Here is a 16,461-nt window from a genome sequence, read left to right as displayed (position 1 = left end):
GCCTCCCGGGAAAATCAGGCAAGTCTTCGGGAATTGCCGGTATTTCCCGGCCCTGGCTTCTGTGATAGCTTTGCCGTATCACAAAAGTCAATCACATGCTACATAACAAACCTGCTGTCATGCTGGCCTTGATGGCCCTGCCACTGGCCTTTACCGCCTGCAAGAAAGATCATAATACCCCCCCGGCTACCGGCCTTACCCTTACGGTGGAAAATGTTTTACAATCCCGCCCGCTCGTAGAGTCCGGTACTTTTAAAGGAGCTGGCAGCCCGGGTCTTATTTTTCCCGGCGACTCCGTCAGCATCCGTTTCTCTGCTGCAAAGGGAGAAGCCATCAGCTTTGCGGCTATGTATGGCTGGTCCAATGACCTGTTCTTTGCCCCCGGCAATCCGGGCATTCAACCCTACGATGCCAGCGGCAATCCTATTGAAGGAGATGTTTCCGCCCAGGTGAAGCTGTGGGACAATGGCACCCGCGTGAACCAGGTTCCGGGCGCCAATGTTACCCATCCCGGCACGCCTGCAAGCGCCAATGTAACGGAGGTGAACGGCACAGACGCCCAGGGCAATACCTACCTGGCCGCTTCCAGGCTGGTGAGCGCCCGCCTGCATTATGAAGGCAACTCTTATTTCACCCTCTCGCTAAAGAATATTTCCGGCGGCACCCAAAACGAGACACCCCTGAGCCCTGGTGTATGGGCAGTGTCTTACATTGCAGGCGGCACATTGCTGAACCCATCGCCTATTTATACCAAGGACAAACCTACGGCTAACGGGCTGACCAACATTGCGGAGGCCGGCGACAACAGCGCGTTGAACACTTATCTTACCGCCAACACCGGTATCTTCACCCCGCTCTCCCCCATCCTTGTTGTAGTTTATAACGGTGATGCCAATCCTTTCTACCAGACCGGTGAGGCAGACCGTGGCGAAGGGCTTAAAAACCTGGCCCAGCAAGGCGATGCGACGATCCTTGCCGCTGCCCTGAAAAACAAACCAGGGGTTAAAGCAGTGTATGTACTCCCGGCCCCTAATACCACCGTACTGCTGCCGGTGATCGGCGAAATGAGCGGTGGTGCGGTATCCCAGGCATTGCAGGTACACAAGGGGGACCGGCTGGCCATTGCCACGATGTACGGTTTCTCCAACGACTGGTTCTTTGCCACTACCGGAAATGGCGTGGATGCTACGGCAAAAGGGGATATTTCCAACAGCATTGCTTTATATGACGATGGCACCGCCATTGACCAGTTCCCGGGCGCCGGCATCACCCAGTTCAACCTGGCCGGTACCCCGCTCACTGACAACAAACCCATCACCCTGGTGCCCAATCCAAACGCGTTCACCACGCTGCCTGCCATCAGCAATATCATCCGCGTAAAGCTGCAATAGGCGCCATTTACGTAAATTGAAGCAGCACAAGGTATGAAACTACAATTTGAGGATAACAAGAAGGGCCGGTTCACCGTGTTGATACATGAACCGGCCTTTGCCGGCGAAGGCATTGCAGCCGGGCCGGACACCACTAACGCTATCGTATATAATGACGGCAAAGACCAGTCTATAACGATAGACGAGGTGCCTTACCTGTTGCCCGCAAACGCTGTGCTCCCATTGATGGCCAACCAGCATTTCCGGTTTGAACACCCGGAATGGCTGATCGCCTGGCAGTTCAACCGCGACTTCTATTGCATTGCGGATCATGATGCAGAAGTGGGTTGCGTAGGATTCCTGTTCTATGGCATACAGCATCCGCTCTTCGTAGCCCTGTCGCCGGTGGATATCAGGAACATCCACATCATCCGCGACCTGTGCGTGGAAGATATGGCGGTGAAAGACCGCATGCAGGGGGAAATGTTACGCACCTTACTGAAAAGACTGATCATCAATGTAACACGGATCGCCAAGCAGCAGACTGACAGCTACGCACGCTTTACGGATGAAAAAATGGATATCCTGCGCAAATTCAACCTGTTACTGGAGATCCATTTCCGGGACCAGCATGAAGTACAGTTCTATGCCCATGCGCTGAACCGTTCTCCCAAAACACTGGCGAACCTATTTGCCATTTTTAATCATCCATCCCCCTCCCGGCTTATTCAACGCCGCATCGTCCAGGAAGCGCAACGCTACCTGCATTACACGGACAAATCCGCCAAGGAGATTGCTTATGCACTGGGCTTTGTCAGCCCTGCGCATTTCAGCCGTTTCTTCCGCCAGCAAACCGGGTCCAGCATTTCCGAATTCCGGCAACGGCAGCCATAAAACAAAAAACCCCGCCGCAGGCGCGACGGGGCTTTTATCCAACCTCACAGTTCCAGGTTTAAGATTTATAGTAGTTTGCTTTGGTGTCACGGATCTCGTGATCCCGTTCTGCCTTAAACTCCCTGATCTTCTGCCTTCTTTCTTTCCCGCTGAGGGAACGGTCCATTTTCATAGACTCGATCTTATCCGCATAATCATTGCGGATGTCCTGTATCTGCAGGTCCAGTTTAGACGGGCGGTACGGCATCATGGCGTAAGGATATCCGTAGGGGTACCCAAAGCCCCAGCCTCCGTAAGGTCCATACCAGGGGCTGTAAAAACCGCTGTGTACTATCACTACCGGTCGTCCGCCCCAGCCATGTCCGGGACCGGCAGGCGCTGCGGAAGCGCTTGTTGTAATGGCCATCGCAAACAGTGCTGCTATAATTACCTTTTTCATCTTTTTGGGTTTTAGTACAGGTTAGACGCATATCAAGCCCAATAATTTAATGAAGGTCACCACTTTAGCATTCCATTAACACCTCCGTTTTCCTGACTTTTCCCTGACGCACGGCAGGCAATATTTCCTGGCCGGCCTGCGTTTTATTTGATCTTATAACGCCAGCCTGCATACGCCATGCGCCCGCTCACCGGCCCCCACACCAGGGAGGCATCGAAGTACGGACTGAAAGGCTGGTCTGCCGCCAGGATGGCGCCCTGCTGCATGTAGCCGCCAATGTTTTCAATCCCTACATAAAAGTCCATTGCGCGTTGTTTACCTACCGTTTTACTTACCTGCGCATTCATGAGTACAAAGTCATTGGAATAGGCTGGCAGCTGGTATACCGCCGGATTTTCAGCGGTGCTGGGAATGCGTTTGCGGCCGTTGTAATTAATGGTGTAATCAATTTTCCAGCCGGCGATGCTATAGTCCAGCGACAGGAAAGCACGGTCTTTTGAAATGAGCGGGCGTTCCAGCAGTTCGCCGCTATAATCCGTCTTCACATCAAAATAGCGGTAGGCCAGGTGTACTTCCAATTCCTTTACCGGCGCCAGGTTCAGGCCCAGTTGCAGGCTGTTGGAATAAGATTTCCCTTCCAGGTTGTAAAACTTTACCTGTCTTGCATTTTCAAGATCCACCACCACCTGGTTAGTAAAATCATTGCGGAAAAAATCCACGCTGGCGCTGGCATCATTGTTAAACAAATGAAACTTTTGATCCACGCTGATGCCTTTATTCCAGGCCACTTCCGGCTTTAACCCGTAAGCATAAGTGGTGGCGCCACCTTGTATCACCACATCCCGGTTGCTCACCAGTGCGCTCATATTTTCTGCAAAAATATTGGCGGTGCGCTGTCCCCGGCCTGCGCTCAAACGCAGGGTGGTACCTTCAATGGGCTCATAGCGCACATTGAGGCGGGGCGTCAGGAAATTGCCAAACTCATTGTGGTGATCTCCGCGCAAACCCGCTACCACTGTAACTTTCTCGGAAGGTGTGTAGGTGTATTCAAAAAAAGCACCCGCCACTATTTCATTGCGTTTATAGTTATCCGCTTTATAGGTTTCATCGTATTTATCATACAAAAAACTGGCGCCGGTTTTAAACTTGTGCTTCGTATTGTTAATGATGGACTGGTACACCAGGTTGCTGTAAAAGTTCTGCTGCTGCGCATTGTAGATGGTTTGCCCGAAGTAGGCATCCTGCTGGTGGTCAATGGCGCTCAGCTGCAGGCCTATGCTCTTGTACGTTTGCTGCGGGAACACGTAACCGATCTTTCCAAACAGTTCATAACGCTGGGTGTTGATGCCCAGGCCATAGACACTGGCAGACAACTTGTCCGCGCTGCGGAAACCAGTCTGGCCGCCGGTACGGTTGTCATACAATGCCTTCACGCCAAACTGTGTTTCAAAACCTTTTCCATCCGTATAGTCCCAGCGGTTAATGGCGCTGAACTGGTTGCCGGTGGGCAGGTCGCGGAACCCGTCTTTGTTCATGTCCAGGTTCTTGTTTTCCAGGAAATCATCGTGCAGGAGCAGGCCGGTGGACCAGCGGTTGTTCAGCTTATGGGCCAGGTCCAGGTTCAGGTCCGTTTTGCCGTTGGAGTTCACGTAAGCATTGGCGTACAACTGGTCGGCGGTCTGTGGTTTGCGCAGCTCCACGTTGATCTGGCCGGCTATGCTTTCATAACCATTCACCACGGAGCCGGTGCCTTTGATGAGTTGAATGGACTGCACCCAGGGCCCCGCGATACTATTGAGCCCCAGCGGGGTGGCCAGGCCGCGGGGGCCGGGCAGGTTCTCAACGGTGAGCTGGGTGTAATTGCCGGAAAGGCCCAGCAACTGGATCTGTTTGGAGCCGGTCACAGCATCGTTGTAAGACACATCCACGGAGGGATTGGTCTCAAAACTCTCACTCAGGTTACAGCAGGCAGCTTTCAGCAGTTCCTTGTCTGTCATCACCTCCGTGCGGATGGGATTGAGGCCGGAGATATAAGAAGAACGGGCGCGGGCACCTACCGTCACTTCCTTCAACTGGGCCGTTTTTATAGCGGCAGTATCTGCGTGGTGGTCTGCTTCGCCCGTATTTTCGCGGTAGTGGCAGCAGGGTGGCAATGCATTGTAGGCCTCGTCTGTAGCCTTGCGGCCTTCCAGGTCGTGGCCTGCGGCCAATATTTTGGCTTCAATGTCTGAAAGACTTACCAGCGTTGCATTGTAAGCCAGTACCAGTTGCTGGGTATCGGGGCTCCATTGCGCGGAGCTGACCCCTTTCATTTTTACGGCCGTTTCAATACGGCGCTTGCATTGGCCACATTCTCCAAACACTTTGAGGGTGCGTACGGAGTCCTGTTGTTGCGCATAGGTATGAACACTTGTTAAAAGAAACAAGCACAATAAAAGCTTTTTATATGCAGGCATGTTGGGTGTAAGGATTTGATCGTGAAAAATGGTTAACCGTTCATGATGGATCGCTAACCGTTCATCGTTAAAGGCTAATCGCCCAGGATTGAACGTTGATGGCAAACGCCGGAGCCTAAGGCTTAGACGCTAGCATTCAAACGCAATCGTGGAAATGTAATTCCAGGCAATTAACATTTAACCGGGATCAAACCAGGTAAGTGCAGTGATAAATATAGAGGGGAACATCGCCCGGGGATGGAGGCGCCTTGGCGCGGTGGGCGGTGAAGGAGGTAGCTTCGGTATAAACCAGGTCCGCGCTGTAAACAGGGAAAACCGGCAGGGTAGCCACATGTCCAAAGGTAAATGCCACCGCATGGCTATGCTGGTGACTATCCTTGATCTTGTGAAACTGATATTTGTGCTGGCAGCAGCCGTCTCCGTCCACTGCTTTTTTATTCGGCTCCTCGTGCAGGCTGGCCGAAATGGAAGTAAGCTCCCCGCAGCAATAGAACGCCTCCACTCCTACGCCAGCGGTGCTGGCCATGTAAAGCAGGAGGAGGAGCAATGCGGTGAGTTTCTTCATGAGCACAAAGGTAATAGAATTGCCGGACAATCGGATATTTGAAAAACAGGATTGTAATCCGCCGGAAACATACCGGAATTTTCTGTAGTTTGATGCCGTTTAATTCTACTATATGCGTGCACCTATCCTTCACCTTGCCCTGTTATTGTCTGCTGCCCCGGCCCTGGCGCAGCAACCCAAGGACCAGCTGCACCTGAAAAGCAGCATTAACCAGCAGATCACCGTGTACAAAGGCACTGTGTTCGTAAATGGCAACAAAGCCTTCTTCCTGCACGATGACGTGAACTACGCCAGCCGCCGTAACAAACTGGTGGAAGATGCCGGCGCCGTGTTCCTTTTCCTGGAAATGGCCAGGCCACCTGAAAAACAAATGCTGGTACTGCGCATTGACCACTCCAATGCAGATTCCGTGGCCACTTCCGTGCTATCTGATGTAAAGGATTTTGATCACGACGGGCAACTGGAATTTGGGGGCAAAGCCCCCGTGCCCCCGCCACCATCTGCAGATGCTGCATACTATGTGCCGGCCCGTTTTTACGAGATCAAAAAAGGCAGCATTGCGCCGGATGAAGCGTATACCCAGCAAATAGAAAAAAAGATCAACGGCGTATACCTGGCCATGCCTTACGATGCGGATGGCAAACCGGTGGTGATCCGGAAAAAATAAAAGTACGCCCACTCAAAGCCACGTGCGCCGGCCCCCGGCAGCCCGCGGCTTTTCTGAAACACTGCCTGCAGGTCACCAATGACCGGTCTGCCCGCGCGGCCGCCAAAGGGTATGCACACAGGAGCAGGAAGGGCAGTATGGACCTCGTAAGGTTAAGACATGATTTTGGGAGATGGCGTGAAGATAATATGCATCCGGAAGCTGCCAGGTTCCCGATAAACTGAAAAGATTGCTATCTTTAGCCCTCCCTAACCCGATCCGTATGCGTGAAATCATGCTTGTACTCACCCTGCTGGTGTTCCACCCGGCGGCTGCCCAGCAGGACAGCTCTGCCCAGCAGCGCTATGAGGCGGCGTTAAAGCAGGCCAGCAAGCAGTTTGATGCATGGTTCTATCCTAACTACGTAAAGCTTTATTCCCTCCCGGAATCTGCCTTTACCAGCCGCATAGATTCCGTACGCAATAGCTACAATGGCCTGCTCACAAGGTTCGAGGACCAGTTGCCGCCCCTGTATGTACACCAGGAACTTACTTCCAATAAATTCTATTTCGACAACCTGCTCATTGACTACCCGGAGCAGCACGATAATTACGCCGGCCATACCAGCCGGCGCAAGTCCCGCATAGCAGAGCGCATGCGCGCTAACGTGCCGGACCTGAACAATCCTGCATTGCTGCGCAACCGGTCTTTCCACGAATACGCCCGTAGCTTCTTTGATTACCACGTAAGCCTGGAACGGCGCAACAAACAATACGATTCCCTGGACAACCAGGCACTTTGGGCCACCTGGGCTGTGCTGCCGCGGTTTGTATCGCAACCGGAATGCCTTGATTTCTGGCGAACGGAATACCTGCACCGCTACATGGATAACAATGGCATCAAGGACATTGACTCCATTTACGAAGCCTTCCTTGCATCCTGCAGGGACACCAATTACCTGAACCTCGTTACCAAACAATACAAGGAACAGCAGGCGGGGCGTGCAGACCACGTGATCCGCACTTACAAGACGGTAGGGCCTTTCAACCTGGACATCCACCTCTTTTTACCGGACAGCCTGCGCCAGCACAAGCCGCGCCCCGTGATCGTATATTTTCACAGCGGTGGATGGAGTGAAGGCAAGCCTGACTGGTCTTTTGCCACCTGTCATGGTTTTGCCAAACAAGCCGGCTGGGTAGCCTGCGCCGTGGAATACCGCACGTACGACCGCCACGGCACCCTGCCCTTTGCCGCCGTAAAAGATGCGCGCTCCGCCATCCGCTGGTTACGCCAGCACTCCTCGGAATATAATATTGACACCAATAAAATTGTAGCCTCCGGCAATGCGGCCGGCGGCCACCTGGCCCTTTGCACCGTCCTGGCCAACCAATGGAATGAATCCACGGACGATCTGCATTACAGCCCCCGCCCCAATGCCCTGCTGGTAAACGCCGCCACCTATGACCTCAATGACAGCGCCGTAGCCTGGGTGCGGAAAGACCAGCGGAACCCGTTGCTGGTCAAAAGCATTTCCCCGCTTTATCTTATACAAAACAACTTCCCTCCTGCCCTGATCATTCACGGCATGAATGACAGGCTTTCCCCCTACACCAACGCATCTCTTTTTGTAGACAAAATGGAGCGCGCAGGCGCCGCCGGCATTGAGTTTCACGGCCTGGCCGGTGCCGAACATTACATCTGGATAGACCATGGCTATGCAGACCAGGTAGCCAAGCTGCGGGGAGAATTTATTAAGGCGTTGAATTATTGAGGAAATTGTACAACGTACAGCGTACAACGTACAACGTACTTAAAATAGAAAAGCGCGAAGCATCCACTTCGCGCCCTTTTTTTATTAGAGAACATACGCTGTACGTTGTACGTTGTACGTTGTACGCTGTACGTTGTACGTCTACTTTTTCAAGACATCCAGGATGGCATGATCAATGCCTTCCAATGTCGTATTCCCCGGTTTTAATAACTCAAATACTACTACTTCATTGCTGCCCTTCTTCAGCCACGCTGCCGGAACGTAGAGGGTTTGCTGCGGACCTACCTGCCAGTAGCGGCCCAGGTTGTGACCATTTATCCAGGCGATGCCTTTGCCCCAGTTACGCATGTCCAGGTAAGTATCGCCGGTTTGGGTAAGGGTGAAGGTGGCTTTTTTGAGTACGGGTTGATCACCGGTGGCCCTGCCCCGGGCACTGGTGGGCACGTTGTTAAAGGGCAGCTGGAACTGCTGCCAGTGGCGGAGCGCCCGGCCCTGGAAATATACGTTGCCTACAATGCCTTTCTCGTTTTTGAGCAGGTAAGGGCCAAAGTTGATGCGGCCCAGGTTCTCTACCAGGATATCCAGTTGTACCGTGCCTTGCGGCAGTTCCAGCTGGATGCTGTCCTCCGCGTGGCGGCGGTCCAGGGTGGCAATGGTGCGGCCATTGGCCATGATCACTGCGTAGTCGCGGAGGCCGGGTATCTTTAAGAGACCTGCGCCACCCTGCACGGTGGTGCGGTACAATACAAAGCCGTAGGGCTGGTGCAGCTGTTCAAAGGTGAGGGGCTGCCCGCTGCTAACGGGGGCGCTTACCAGCTGGCCCAGTGTGGCAAATGTTTTCAACTCCATGGGCGGGATACTGATCACGGGCTTTGCAGCAGGAACGGGCGGCAATGATGTACCCGCTGGCAAGTGCTTTTCAATCACGGCGCGGAAGATGCGGAACTTCTCCGTGGCATTGCCTGCTTCGTCCAGTGGCGCATCATAATCATAACTGCTGATCTGTGGCTCGTAGGGGCTTTCATCACTATAATTGGCGCCATTCATGAAGCCGCGGGTGGTGCCACCGTGAAACATGTACATATTCACAGAAATGCCCGCACCCAGCAAGGTATCCAGCTTGCCGGCGTAGAAAGCGGCGTTCACGCGGTGGTGTGCGGCGCCCCACCAGTCGAACCAGGCAGGATACCATTCTGCTACATAGAAAGGCCCTTTGCCATCATGGTATTTGCGCACCAGGGACTTGATGTGCTCCGGGGTTTCACTGCCGTTCACGGCGGGCATCAGGCCTCGCAAATGCCCGTCGGGCAAGGCTCCTGCCGGATCGCAGGTGAAGAGGATACCGTCAAAGCCTGCACGGCGGAACAGGTCTCTGTTCATGGCCAGGTACACGGAGTCATGGCCATAGGAACCATATTCATTCTCTATCTGCACCATGAGGATGTTGCCCCCATGCGTTACCAGCAAAGGTTGTAATTGCCTGCCCACTGCCTTTAAATAAGCGGCGTATTCTTTTACATATTTACTTTCCTGGCTGCGCACCACCAGGCCCTTTTCATTTTGCAACCAGTAAGGGTAACCGCCAAACTCCCACTCCGCGCACACGTACGGGCTGGGGCGCAGCACTACATACAGGCCTTCTTCTTTGGCCATGCGCACAAAGGCGGCAATATCATTGTTGCCGGTGAAATCAAATTTCCCTTTCTCCGGCTCGTGCACATTCCAGAATACATAGGTGCCAATGGTATTCAATCCCATAGCCCTGGCCATGTGCAGGCGCTGGCGCCAGGCCTCGCGGGGAATGCGGGTGTAATGCATTTCACCCGAGATCATCTGGAAATCTTTTCCATCCAGCAAAAAAGTACTATCGCCCAGCGAGAAGGTATGCTGCGCATGCAGGCCACTTCCAAGCGCCAGGCAAAGCCACAGCAAGCAAAGTTTCTTCATCTTATTCATCGTTTAAAGTGCCCTGCCGGTGAGGGTTACTACGGCGCGGGCGGGAATGGTTATCTGTTTGTCATCGGCCACTGCGGCGGGCTCCAGCTCCTTACCGTCTGCCGTGGTATAACTGCGCAGGTGACCGGGTTGCAGGTGTTTATAGTGCAGTGATAAGGTTACGGGATCAGCATTGTCATTCACTACCACCGTTACCAGTTCCTTACCCTGCAGGTAAGCGGAGACCATGAGATCCTTGGCCAGGCTGCTATCCGCCAGGGTAGCGGCTATGCGGTGGCTGCCCGGGCGGATGAACCGGCTGTAGTTGCCCAGCACCCACATCATCTTACTGCTGTGCACCTCCCCGCCTGTTTTACTTTTATCAATGTACACCAGGCCATCTTTGTAATCACCATTGGAAATGGCCAGCCACCATTGCCAGGAGGCGGCATTGGCAATGGCCAGGTCGTAATGGATCACGCGGGCCATGTACAAGGCCGCGTGCATGCCCAGGTCGCGGTGCTGGCCATTGATCTCACCATCATTATCACCCAGGATGCAGTATTCGGATTGCCAGAAGGTCAGGCCCGGCACCTCCGCCACGGCGGCGGCTACATGATTTCGTACATCCGTGGCCGTAGCATAGGGCGAGGTGGTGAAATAGCTGTGGGAAGCAATGGTATGCAGCACATTGGGCAGGCCGCCGGTATAGTAAGGGGAGCTTTTACCAAAAAAGGCCTGTACCTGCTTTCCCTTATCCGGCTTATCATCCAGGGCATAGAGGTAATTCATTTTTGCGCACTCTGTGAGCAGGATCCTGGCAGGCAGTTTTTGCGCCAGCAGGGCTTTGCTCACCGCTTTGGTCACACCAAAGATCTGCGCATTGGTATAAGGGCATCCCTCCTGTTTGGGATCGCTCCAGTCCCACTGGGGCTCATTTACCGGGCTGAAATAATGGAACGTGATGCCCAGCTTTCTTTGTACACCCGCCAGGCTGGTGGCAATGTTCTTTGCGGAGGCCTCGTATTGTGACGGCAGAATATTGCATTGGCCTTTGTCCGCACCGGCTTTGCCATTGGCGGTGAACTGCACATTGGGCGAATTGATGAAAGCCAGGAACTGCGGCACTTTGCGGGCTTTGGCTGCCTGCAGGAACCATAGTTGGCCGGCTTGTTTGCTCCAGTCGTACGAGCCATCCTTTTGCAGGAATGATTCCGTGCGGTGCCACTCATCGTGTATGCCGCTGGCATCGCCCTGCTCCGCAGAACCAGCGCCCAGGTTGAACCGCCAGAGAGAAAGAGCGATGCCTTTGGGCTGGCCGGTGGCGCTGGTATCCATACTGAAAAGCAGGTCGGCCATTTCATTGCGCTGCGCATCGGGCCACTGCCCTGCAAACTGGCAGGTCCAGGCATCTGAGGCACCAAAGTGGTCTATCACCTGCTTGGGCTGGCCGGCATCAATGGTCACCTGTACCTGTGCGGCGGCTGCAGTCGCGGTAAAACAACTAAAAAATAGCGCGGTAGCGCGTAAAGCATGCATGTCTGGTCCGTTTTATAAAATGGGGCTGCATGGTAACAGCCCCAAAAAATAATAAAAAATAATCAGTACCCGGTAGTTTGTTGCAGCTGGCTGTTAGACGCCTGGATCTCCGTGCGGGGAATGGGCAGGAAATAGTTCTTGGCGGCAAACAGGCGGCCGCCCAGCGCTACTTTGCGGGTGTAAGTAAAGGTGTTGCCGCTCTTCGTTACATCCACGCCATAGGCGGGCGCATTTTCTGTTACATCGGCAATCTTCCAGCGTCTTACATCATAGAAGCGGTGCTCTTCAAAGGCCAGTTCCACTTGTCTTTCCCTGCGGATGGCATCGATCATCTGGCTTTGGGAAAGGCCCGCGGGCAGGGCCGGCATACCGGCGCGTTTGCGGATCTGCCAGATGGCATCATACACCGTAGCATCCGGTCCTGCGGCCATGTTCTGTGCTTCTGCGTAGTCCAGCAGGATTTCCGCGTAGCGGCAGTAGATCCAGGGTTGCAGGCCTGCCACGTTCCAGGGATTGTCGATAGGATTTTTATCGTCCATGAACTTCTTCAGGTAGTAGCCGGTTTTGGTGGTGTTCCAGTTGGACGGCCCGTCTTTGCTGTCTTTCCCCCCGGGCGTGTAGATCTGCACTGTGTCGCCACGGTAGATGGCGCCATTATACAGGATGGTGGCGTAAAAGCGCGGGTCGCGGTGCAGGTAGGGGTTTTTAGCGTCAAAGCCGGAAGTGGCGTCGGTAATGTCTTTACCATTGTCCATCTGGTAGGCATCCACGAGGTTTTGCAGGGGTGTGTTGCCTGCCCAGCCGTTATAACCATTGGGGCCATTGGAAATTTCCAGGCACACGTGACGGGCGTTGATGGCGTAGAGCCTTTCAAAGATGATCTCGTTGCTGTTGCTGTTCAGGAACAGGCTGCCATAGTTGCTTTCCAGGGAATACTTCTTCAGGTCTATCACTGCTTTTGCTGCCGCAGCGGCATCAGCCCATGTACCCACGTTGTACAGTGGGCTGGCCGCATACAGCAGTAATCTCGCCTTGAGTGCCAGGGCAGCGCCTTTTGTAGCGCGGCCCAGGGCCCAGTTGCCGTTATTGTCAACCGGTAACCCCGCGGCAGCGGCGTCCATCTCCGCCACCGCGTATTTTATGCAATCTGCCAGGCTCGATTTCTGGTAAACTTCAGCTTTTGAATAATCATCTTCCATCTGGTACACCGTATCGTTCACGATCACCACACCGCCATAGTTACGGATGAGGTCCAGGTAGCGGAAGCCGCGGATAAAATGCAGCTCTGCCTTCAGGCGGGTTTTCAGTTCGTTGCTGCACTGCAGGCTGTCTACATAGTGCAATCCATAGTTGCACTCGCGGATGCCGCGGTAGCTGCGGCCCCACAGGGTGCCGGCAATACCGGTATTTTCCGGCGCCAGCTGTCCCCGCTGAATAAGCCAGGTGTTATCGTCATTGTTGTAAATAGATTCATCCGTAAGGGAGCTCCACATGGCATATTCAAAGCCGCGCCCAAAGCCGGGCAGCGTTCCTTCTGCTTCCTTATCCTGGAGTTTTACGCCCAGGTACCGGTTGATCACGTAATCCTGGAACAACGCGGAATCGCTGATCAGTGCAATGTTAGACACGCGGTCTGTAGCGGTTACATCCAGGAAATTTTTCTTACAGGCCGTAAGCCCCAGGAAGGCCAGCGCCAGTAGAATGATATGTTGCTTCATGGTTTTCATTTTTTAGAATTTAACATTCAGGCCCAGGTTGAAGATGCGTTGCTGCGGGTAGAACTGGCCGCTGCCGTTGTTGCCTTCCGGATCATAATCTTTCACCTTGGTAATGGTGAAGAGGTTGAAGCCACTGGCGTACACGCGGATGGCCGCGATCCTGATACCGGAGAGCAGGCGCGGGGAGAAATTGTAGCCCACTTCCATGTTCTTCATACGCAGGAAAGCCGCGTTGTTATACCAGAATGTATTGTTATACAAGCCACCGTTAATGGAAGAAGAGGCGCGGTCGTCTACACGTGGGTAAGTACCATCCGTATGCGTGGGGCTCCAGCGGTTATCTGCCCAGGAGCTGTAGAAATTACCCACGGTACCGGATTCCGGCAGTACGTACTGGTTTACGTGTTGCTGGCCGGCAAACACCATTGCCACGTCCACATTTTTGTAGCTGGCATTGAGCACCAGGCCATACGTGATCTCGGGGATGTTACCGTATTTGGTACGGGTCATGTCATCTGCTGTGATCTGCTTATCGCCGTTGTAGTCCTGGTAGATGAGGTCTCCCAGCTGTGCGCCGGGCAGGTGGGGATATTTGTCCAGGTCCTGCTGCGTGCGGAAAATGCCGATGGCATTGTAAAGCAACATGGTGTTCAGCGGTTTGCCGGTCTGGCGCTGGTAGCCCAGTGCACCGGCTGCTTCGTCAATGAAGATCACTTTGCTTTTGGCATACGTGAAATTGGCCGTTACGCCATAATGAAAATCACCGGCCCTGTTGTTATATCCTAGTGTACCTTCAAAGCCGTTGCTGTTCACCTGGCCAATGTTCTCTGCCGGCACCAGCGGATCGCCGCCATAAGGGTTTACGATACCGGATACCTGGGGGATGGAAGCATTGCGGGGCGTGAGGATGTTCTTGCGTTTCTGCTGGAAGTAAATGGCCTCCAGGTCAAAGTGCCCGAACACCGTGGCATTCAGGCCTACGTCCAGCTTGCGGGCGGTTTCCCAGGTAATGTTGGGATTGGCCAGTTTGGTGAGCGTAATGCCGGGATGGATCTTCCCATCGATCACATACTGGTTGACGAAAGAATAGTTATCGTAATACTGGAACAGGCCTACGTTATCATTACCCAGTGTACCGTAAGAGCCGCGCAGTTTCAGGTCGTTCACCACGTTGTTATTGGCAAACCAGTCTTCCTTTGAAATGCGCCACCCTGCGCTCACAGAGGGGAAATACCCATACTGGTGCCCGTCGGGGAAAGTGGAGGACCCATCAATACGCATCTGCGCTTCCAGCAGGTATTTTTCCGCGTAGTTATAAGCCAGGCGGCCAAGGTAGCTTTTGCGGGTATAGTTATAGCTGCTGCCACCGTTGTCCTTATCTTCTGCCGCGGCGCCACCTTGTGAAAGTTCAGGCGTTAGTGAAGACGGGAAGTTGAGGCGGGACGCGCCCAGGCTATCCTGCCTGGTGCGGCTTTGTTCGTAGCCGATAAATGCGTTGATATTGTGGAAGCGGATCTGGCGTACATAGTTCAACTTAATGTTGGACGTTACCAGCTGGCGGTTCAACTGGCTTTCGTACAAGCTGGCCAGGCCGGCAGAACCACCCACCACTACTTTGTTGTAGGTATTGCCGGCTGCATCATAGCTGTACACGTTATAAGGCGTAGCAAAAGATTTATTGAAGCTCCAGGACTTATCCAGCGAGAAGAAACCATCGATGCTCAATCCCGGCAAAGGCAGCTGGTACGCGCCTTTCAGGATACCGTTAAATACCTGGGTAGGATTCTGGTCCGTACCACCTGCATCGGTCACCTGCATCACCGGGTTGTTGTTTTCAATACCGGTAGTGGGCAGCCCGTTCGGATAGCGCGCCGCCACCGTGGGGTATGCGCGGTAGATGGAACGGAAAATATCGCCGGCGCTGGTCTCCGGATACCTGCGGTCTTCCTCGCGGCCAGACAGGTAAAGGCTTACCTTAAAACGGTCCGTGATGTTTGCATCGATATTAGAACGGAAATTATACTGGTTATACTTCGTTACGCCATGGCGGTAAATGCCGTCCTGGCTGATAAGCCCACCGGAGATATAATAGTGTACGTTCTCAGACCCGCCGGTTACAGACAGGCTATGCTGGCTTTGCAGGGCGGTGTTCTTCAACGTGGCTTTTTGCCAGTCTGTGTTCGGGTAGTTAACCGGATCGCTGCCATCCCGGAATTGCTGGATCTGTGCATCGGTGTAGAACTGGTTCATACCGCCGGCCGGGTTGTCATAATACTGGATCTCGTTCTGCAGCGCGGCGTAAGTGGCCGCATCAGCCATGTGGGGCAGCCGGGTAGGCGAAGAGAAGCCCTGGTTGAAGCTGTAAGAGATCTGGGGTTTGCCGGTTTTACCACGTTTGGTGGTGATCAGCACTACCCCGTTTGCCGCGCGGCTACCATAAATAGCGGCCGATGCGTCTTTGAGCACAGAGATACTTTCAATATCGTTCGGGTCCAGGCGTTCCATGCCACCTATCTGGCCGGGCACCCCATCCACTACGATGAGCACATCATTGCTGCCGGTAGTGGCCAGGCCACGGATGGTGAAGCTGGAGCCGTCGTAACCCGGCTCCCCGGAACGGTTGTTAGCGATCACACCGGAGAAGCGGCCAGCCAGTGCGTTAGACACATTGGGCTGGGGGCTCTTTACCAGGTCTGCACCTTTTATCACGGAAATGGAGCCGGTGAGGGTGGCCTTCTTCTGGGCGGTATAACCCGTTACCACTACTTCACCCAGGGCTTTATTATTGTCTTCCAGCAGGGCGTTCACGGTCGTGTGCCCGTTCACGGCTACCAGTTTGGTACCGTAGGCCACGTGGGTAAAGACCAGTGTATCATGCGGGCCTGCATTGATCTTGAATTGTCCTTTTTCATCGGTCTGTGAATAAGTGGAAGCGCCTTTTACGGAAATGCTGACGCCGGGCACCGGGCCGTCTGCAGTGGTCACCTTACCGGTTACCGGGATGTTTTGTGCGTACAGGGTAGTGCCTGTAAATAGCAGCAACATGCTGAGGAGCAGGGGCCGCACCCGGGCTTGCCGGGTACCGCCGTCCATAACGTGGAATCGTCTCATGATGGCATTCTTGATGT

The 16,461-nt window shown here is 53.9% G+C and carries 11 protein-coding genes; 4 read left to right on the top strand and 7 right to left on the bottom strand.

What is annotated here, in order from left to right; all coding sequences use genetic code 11:
- Positions 1-95: 95 nt before the first annotated feature.
- Positions 96-1,391 carry a spondin domain-containing protein gene (locus DCC81_RS18275; protein WP_108688020.1) on the top strand — a complete coding sequence of 432 codons (1,296 nt, stop codon included), beginning with the start codon at positions 96-98 and terminating at the stop codon, positions 1,389-1,391.
- A gap of 33 nt (positions 1,392-1,424) precedes the next feature.
- Positions 1,425-2,264 (top strand): AraC family transcriptional regulator, encoded by an 840-nt coding sequence (locus DCC81_RS18270; protein ID WP_108688019.1) that lies wholly within the window; start codon positions 1,425-1,427, stop codon positions 2,262-2,264.
- A gap of 58 nt (positions 2,265-2,322) precedes the next feature.
- Here DCC81_RS18270 and DCC81_RS18265 read toward each other — a convergent pair whose 3' ends face one another.
- From DCC81_RS18265 to DCC81_RS18255, 3 genes are all read right to left on the bottom strand, one after another.
- Positions 2,323-2,703 (bottom strand): hypothetical protein, encoded by a 381-nt coding sequence (locus DCC81_RS18265; protein ID WP_133177712.1) that lies wholly within the window; start codon positions 2,701-2,703, stop codon positions 2,323-2,325.
- A 143-nt stretch (positions 2,704-2,846) separates the two neighbouring features.
- On the bottom strand, positions 2,847-5,129 hold the full coding sequence (locus DCC81_RS18260) for a TonB-dependent receptor domain-containing protein (protein WP_240613021.1): 2,283 nt from the start codon (positions 5,127-5,129) through the stop codon (positions 2,847-2,849).
- A 217-nt stretch (positions 5,130-5,346) separates the two neighbouring features.
- On the bottom strand, positions 5,347-5,724 hold the full coding sequence (locus DCC81_RS18255; RefSeq protein WP_133177711.1) for an HYC_CC_PP family protein: 378 nt from the start codon (positions 5,722-5,724) through the stop codon (positions 5,347-5,349).
- A gap of 112 nt (positions 5,725-5,836) precedes the next feature.
- On the opposite strand from DCC81_RS18255, the gene DCC81_RS18250 reads away from it, so the two are divergent.
- Entirely contained in the window at positions 5,837-6,391 is a 555-nt protein-coding gene (locus tag DCC81_RS18250; protein WP_108688015.1) for a hypothetical protein, read from the top strand.
- A gap of 262 nt (positions 6,392-6,653) precedes the next feature.
- On the top strand, positions 6,654-8,141 hold the full coding sequence (locus tag DCC81_RS18245) for an alpha/beta hydrolase (protein WP_108688014.1): 1,488 nt from the start codon (positions 6,654-6,656) through the stop codon (positions 8,139-8,141).
- Between the two features lie 141 nt (positions 8,142-8,282).
- On the opposite strand, the gene DCC81_RS18240 is transcribed toward DCC81_RS18245, so the two are convergent.
- The 4 genes from DCC81_RS18240 to DCC81_RS18225 form a co-directional block, all read right to left on the bottom strand.
- Positions 8,283-10,088 carry a glycoside hydrolase family 35 protein gene (locus DCC81_RS18240; RefSeq protein WP_108688308.1) on the bottom strand — a complete coding sequence of 602 codons (1,806 nt, stop codon included), beginning with the start codon at positions 10,086-10,088 and terminating at the stop codon, positions 8,283-8,285.
- Between the two features lie 12 nt (positions 10,089-10,100).
- Positions 10,101-11,615: a glycoside hydrolase gene (locus tag DCC81_RS18235; RefSeq protein WP_108688013.1), complete on the bottom strand. Its 1,515-nt coding sequence runs from the start codon at positions 11,613-11,615 to the stop codon at positions 10,101-10,103.
- A gap of 62 nt (positions 11,616-11,677) precedes the next feature.
- On the bottom strand, positions 11,678-13,333 hold the full coding sequence (locus DCC81_RS18230; protein ID WP_240613020.1) for a RagB/SusD family nutrient uptake outer membrane protein: 1,656 nt from the start codon (positions 13,331-13,333) through the stop codon (positions 11,678-11,680).
- Positions 13,334-13,345: 12 nt separating this feature from the next.
- On the bottom strand, positions 13,346-16,444 hold the full coding sequence (locus DCC81_RS18225) for a SusC/RagA family TonB-linked outer membrane protein (RefSeq protein WP_240613019.1): 3,099 nt from the start codon (positions 16,442-16,444) through the stop codon (positions 13,346-13,348).
- Between the last annotated feature and the right edge of the window lie 17 nt (positions 16,445-16,461).

The organism is Chitinophaga parva, from assembly GCF_003071345.1.
GTDB classification, from domain to species: domain Bacteria; phylum Bacteroidota; class Bacteroidia; order Chitinophagales; family Chitinophagaceae; genus Chitinophaga; species Chitinophaga parva.
Note: the sequence above shows the minus strand (reverse complement) of the source record. Positions and strands in the feature narration are given on the sequence as shown.